3 protein-coding genes and 1 pseudogene are annotated in these 4,641 nt (G+C 67.2%); 2 read left to right on the plus strand and 2 right to left on the minus strand.

Going from position 1 to position 4,641, the window contains the following annotated elements; all coding sequences use genetic code 11:
- The coding region (locus BGN97_RS09190; protein WP_292700398.1) for an SbcC/MukB-like Walker B domain-containing protein at positions 1–2,061 on the plus strand (2,061 nt) is incomplete at its 5' end.
- A 5-nt stretch (positions 2,062–2,066) separates the two neighbouring features.
- On the plus strand, positions 2,067–3,278 hold the full coding sequence (locus BGN97_RS09195) for a Wadjet anti-phage system protein JetD domain-containing protein (RefSeq protein ID WP_292700400.1): 1,212 nt from the start codon (positions 2,067–2,069) through the stop codon (positions 3,276–3,278).
- Between the two features lie 25 nt (positions 3,279–3,303).
- Here BGN97_RS09195 and BGN97_RS09200 read toward each other — a convergent pair whose 3' ends face one another.
- Positions 3,304–3,837, minus strand: a complete 534-nt coding sequence (locus tag BGN97_RS09200; RefSeq protein WP_292700402.1) for a hypothetical protein — start codon at positions 3,835–3,837, stop codon at positions 3,304–3,306.
- A 210-nt stretch (positions 3,838–4,047) separates the two neighbouring features.
- Positions 4,048–4,641, minus strand: a pseudogene (locus tag BGN97_RS09205) (acetyltransferase); the annotation flags it as partial.

Below are 4,641 nucleotides of genomic sequence, written 5' to 3' on the forward strand. Positions count from 1 at the left end.
CGCGCCGCGCGTGCAGCGTTCGCCGACGCCGAGACCGCACGGCGCTCGCTGATGCGTCGTCGCGGCGAGCTCGACGCGGAGCGGCAGAAGGCGGATGCCGTGCACGGCAGCATCCCCTCGCCCCTGCACGAGGCTCGGATGCTGCTGGCCCGCGCGGCCGGGCTGGATGCCGGCGACCTGCCGTTCGTCGGCGAGCTGATCGAGGTGCGCACGGAGTTCGAGCCCTGGCGCGAGGCGTTCAACCTCGCACTCGGCGGGTTCGCGACGACGCTGCTCATCGACGCGGCGAACGTCGGCGCGTTCCGGGCCGCGATCGACCAGGTGCGCACGCCGATCCGCCTGCGCTACGAGGGCGTGCACACCGGGCTCGCGACATCGCCTTCGGCGGACGGGCGCACGCTTCCGGGCCGTCTCGACTTCCGTGACACGCCGTTCACGGGCTGGCTGCAGCAGCGGCTCGACGAGCGCTTCGGCTTCGTGTGCGTTGACTCCTCCGCGCAGCTCTCCGCCCACAGCATGGCGCTCACCATCACCGGTCAGATGTCGCAGGGCAACCGCGGGGCGCACGGCGGACACGGGCGCGACAACGTGCTCGGGTTCTCGAACGAGCGTCGGCTTCACGACCTCGAGCAGCAGCTGGAGCAGCTCGACGCGCAGATCGTCGCGGCGACGGATGCCGCGGATGCGGCAGAGAAGGCGATGGACGCCATCGAGAACCGGCTCACCGCGTTCGCGAAGATCCAGGACGTGACCTGGGAGCAGATCGACGTCGACGCCCTGGCTCAGGAGGTGGAGCGCTGGGCATCCGTCGAGGCCGAGGTCACCGGGGCGAACCCCGAGATCGCGCAGCTGAAGGAGCAGGCCGAGACGCTCAAGCTCAAGGCATCCGTGCTTCGCGACGAGATCGGCTCGCTGAGCGCGCAGCGCGACCAGGTCGCGGAGCGCTGGGGCGACGTGACCGACGACGTCGACGACTGCCAGCGCGTGATCGATGCCGCGGACGGCATGGAACTGGATGCCGGCCAGGCTGCGTTCCTCGACGACCGGTTCATCCTCGAAGGCGAGTCCGAGGATGCCGCCAGCGACCGCCTCGCGCGCCTCGACGTCGCGTTGAAGACGGCCGCGGCGCGGCTCGCGGGCGACCGGCGAGCAGCATCCGAGGCGCATGAGGAGCAGCGCGAGCGGATGCGGCAGCTGATGGCGTCCTTCCTGGAGCGCTGGCCGAACCTGAACCTGCTGCCCGACCCCGACGAGTCGGTCGCCGAGTTCGAGGGCATCCTGGAGGCGCTGAAGACCAGCGGCCTGCACGAACTGGAGAGCGAATGGCGCGACAGCCTGCTCGGGCTCTCCGGCAACGACCTGACCAGCCTGGACTCCACGCTCAGCCGGTCGGTGCGCGAGATCAGGGAGCGCATCGAGCCGATCAACAGCATCATGCGCGAGCTGCCGTTCTACGATGACGACCACCGGCTGCAGATCTCGCCGCGGGAGAACCAGTCCGAGGCGCGGAAGCGCTTCCGTCGCGACCTGCGCGAGGTGCGCGGTCTGATCGAGGCCGCCTCCACGGATGACGAGCGCGAGAACGCGTACCGCCGCATGAGCAGGCTGATCGGCCGCATGCGGCGCACCGCGCCCGACTTCGCCGAGCTGATCGACGTGCGCAACCACGTGCGGGTGTCGGCGGAGCGCGTCGTCGCGGCGACGGGCGAGCATGTCGCCCTGTACGACCACATCGGCGAGAAGTCCGGTGGCGAGTCGCAGGAGCTCGTCGCGTTCATCGTCGGTGCCGCACTGCGCTACCAGCTGGGGGATGCCGGTGCCGAGCGCCCGCGCTACGCGCCGGTGTTCATGGACGAGGCGCTCATCAAGGCTGACGCGCACTTCACCAAGCGCGCCATCGGCGCCTGGCGGGGGCTGGGCTTCCAGCTGGTGATCGGCGCCCCGAACGACAAGTACAGCGCGATCGAGCCGCACGTGGACGTGGAGTACACGATCCTCAAGGACACCCGCGGACGTTCCTGGGCGAAGCCGAAGGTGGCCGTCGAAGCGGCTGCGGACTGATCGTCATGGGTGGTTCGCGACTGCTCAGCCCGTCGGATGCCGTTGAAACTGCATGCAAGCTGCTCACGAGCTCGTTGACGAGCCGGATCGCAGCAGAATTGCGTGGATCATCGTTCTCCGAATTGGAGATCGCGTTGCGACCCAAAGCATTGAAGTCAGCGGATGTGATCCGCATCGGTACGGAGCGTTGGGAAGCGTGGGCCAGGTCCTGGCGCCATTTCGACATTGAACAGCAGACAGGAGTCTTCGTCCTGACTTCTCCCGTCGTCGTGAGAGGAATCCCTCGAGACGTTCCCTCCGCTCTTGTCGTGCGGAACTGGTCTGGGGCCGGCGCGCTGCTCGCGAAATTCGACCGTCATGATGTGCTGGCGGGAGCGGAGCGGGTCAGAGTTCTGGCCGCACGACTGCATGAAGCGACAGGACGTGTCGATGAGACGCTCCTGAGTCGAGCGCGCGGTTTGAGAGACGTCAACGTCGAAAGTCTCATGTCGACGCTGACGTGGTTGCGTGAACACCCGAATCTCGGTGAATGGACCGCCCGCCAGTTGCCCGTCCCCGATGTGGACACTAAGTGGCTCGAGGATCACGAGGATCTGGTCAGAAGTTTCATCGACCGCGACGTCGCGGCGGAGCTGAAACCTCGCCCGGCGGTCGTGCATTTCACTTACGCCGATCCCGCGTATCGCGCCACTGGTGGACGACGTCATGACGCGTGGACTGAAGGCGACACGCATAGCCCGGCATATCTGCCCAGCAACGTCGTGATCGTCGAGAATCGCGACTGCAGGCTGCACTTCCCGCCGATCGAGGACACGATCATCGTCGAAGGCGAGGGCAAGGCTGCGGGCACTCTTGTCAAGGTCGATTGGATTCGGCAGGCCGAGCGGATCATCTACTGGGGCGATCTTGACAGCGATGGGTTCGCAATTCTGAGTCGATTGCGGAACGACCTCAGGACGCGAGGGCTCGCTGTCGAATCGATGCTCATGGACTCGGTGGCGTGGGCGAAGTATGCGCGATTCGCCGTCAACCGCGACAAGGATGGCAACCCCCTGAAGCCTTCTACGGTTGAGCTGCCACATCTGGTCGGAGGTGAGAAGGATTGCTACGCGATCCTTGCTTCCCAAGGTCGCGGGGCTGACGCTCGACGCGTTGAACAGGAGCGGATTCCGATGGGAGATGCGGAAGCCGAACTGCGGCGTCTGCTCGCTCGTTGACCAGGGCGAGTTCCCTCTGAGCCGCTCACCCGCCTCCGTTGCGGCCGCGGATGAAATCGCGGATGACGGTCGCGACAGGCACTGCGAGGAAGATCCCTGCTGCGGTGACCCCGATCCCGTTCTGCAGCGTCAGCACGCTGGTCAGCGCAGCGATCAGGCTGCCTCCCATGATCAGGAACGCGTTCCGGCGACCGTTGCGCGACTCGCTGATCTCGGCGTCGACCAGCTGGTCGCGTCGTCGGGACTCATCTGTCGTGAACGCTTCCGACATCCGGAGTATGCGCTCGCGGGTTTCAGGATCGAAACGCTCCCAATGCGCCGGGTGCGGGATGAGCCCGCTGTAGTTCTCCGAGCGCGTGAGCTGGATCTCACCGCGCTCGATGAGTTCGATCAGTTCTGCTTGGACCTCTGGGGCCTCAGTGGCGTCGTCTCCATCTGGTGGCGGAACTGGCTCAACCTCGTGGCCGAGTCGAGTGTGATCCCGCTGTTCAGGCGCGGCAGGGCCGGGAACCGGTCGAGTTCCTTCCGGGGGTGCGGCGTCATCAGGCTCATGATTCAACTGTAGGTCCTCTCGTGTCGGAGCTGGCGAAGAAACCTCACCTTGGCATTGCCCTCCGACATCGAGACGAGAGTTATCCACAGGCGGCCGGACTTGCTTCGCGTGCTGGCGCATTTCGTCTCGCTGCGCTCGCTCAATGACCGGGGGGGGGAGCGCCCTGTTCGTGATGTCGGGTGCACTTCGACGGGCTCAGAGACCCGATCGGCCGCGCTACAGAACGGGCTCCGGCGTGAGCCGCGGGCGGGCTGCGCGCTCGGCCTCGGCGTCGCGGATGCCCTCCTCGACGACCTCGGCGAAGATGCGCCCGCCGGCGTCGCCGGGGTGGATGCGGTCGCCGGTGAGCAGATCCTCGTGCGGGGCGATGGCGCCGGCCCAATCGGCGACGACCACGCCGGGGCGGCCCGCGGCGAACGACTGCAGGTCGCGGTTGACCCCGGGGATCCAGTCGCGCGGGGCGTAGGCGTTCACGAGCACGAGGTCACGGTTGCGCCCGACGGTGTCGGCGATCTTCTGCAGCACGTCCTCGTCGACGGAGCCGTTCGTCCCGAGCGCCACGACCACGTGCTCGCGCAGATTCCCGGAGGCCTCGAGCGCGTCGATGATCCGCGGCCCCGCCCAGACCGAGCGCGATACCTTGGCATCCACCTCTATGCCGGGGAACTGCTGCTGCAGGGCCGGAGCGGATGCCAGCATCACCGAGTCGCCGACGGCGGTCACATCGGTGCCCGCGATCGCGGCGGGCGCCGTGGGAGCGGGAGTCGGCGCGGCCTTCTTCAGTGCCTGCTGACCTGCGCGGATGGCCAT

This window comes from Microbacterium sp. 69-10, assembly GCF_001897945.1.
Lineage (GTDB): Bacteria > Actinomycetota > Actinomycetes > Actinomycetales > Microbacteriaceae > Microbacterium.

Excerpts from the sequence above, each read along its gene's own strand:
- BGN97_RS09195 (WP_292700400.1), top strand. The coding sequence starts at position 2,067 with ATGGGTGGTTCGCGACTGCTCAGCCCGTCGGATGCCGTTGAAACTGCA.